This window comes from Jeotgalibacillus marinus (assembly GCF_040801915.1).
GTDB classification, from domain to species: Bacteria; Bacillota; Bacilli; order Bacillales; family Jeotgalibacillaceae; genus Jeotgalibacillus; species Jeotgalibacillus marinus.
Window position 1 is genome coordinate 1 of record NZ_JBFMIA010000082.1, and the last position, 546, is coordinate 546.

At 48.5% G+C, this 546-nt stretch carries 1 protein-coding gene; it reads right to left on the bottom strand.

Annotation, left to right across the window (positions count from 1 at the left end):
• The coding region (locus tag AB1471_RS18620) for a hypothetical protein (protein ID WP_367780936.1) at nt 1-546 on the bottom strand (546 nt) is incomplete at both ends.

The window sequence follows — 546 nt, forward strand, 5'->3', positions numbered from 1 at the left end:
ACACCCTCCTTCGAGCATAAGTGTAGTGGTTTTTCCCCTTTCCTTCCTTTTCCTTGCCCCCCGCTTGCCCTCTCCTTCCTCCCTCTTTCTCTCCTTTCTCTCCCCTCTCCTCCCCTTCTCTCTTTTCTCCCCCCTTCCTCCTCTTTCCTTTTTCTTTCTCTTCCTCCCTCCTCCTCTCTTCCCCTTTTCTCTTCTCCCCTTTTTCCTTTTTCCTCCCTTCCTTCTTCTTTCCTCCTCTCCTTTCCCTCCCCCCTCCCCCCTTCTTTTTTCTTTTTTCCCTTTTTTCCCTTCCCTCCTTTCTCTTCTCTCCCCTCCTCCTCCTTTTTTTTCCTTTCCTTCCCTCCTTTTTCCCTCCCCTCTTCTTCCCCTTTTTTTTTTTCCTTTTTTCCTTCTTCTTCTTTCTCTCCTTCCCCCTTTCCTCTTTTTTTCTCTCCCTCCTTTTTTCCTTCTCTTCTCCCCCTCCTCCCCTTTTTTCCTTTTTTCCCTCCCTTCTTTCTTTTTCCTTTTTTCTCCCCCTCTTCCCCTTTTTCTCCCCCTCCCTCCCTT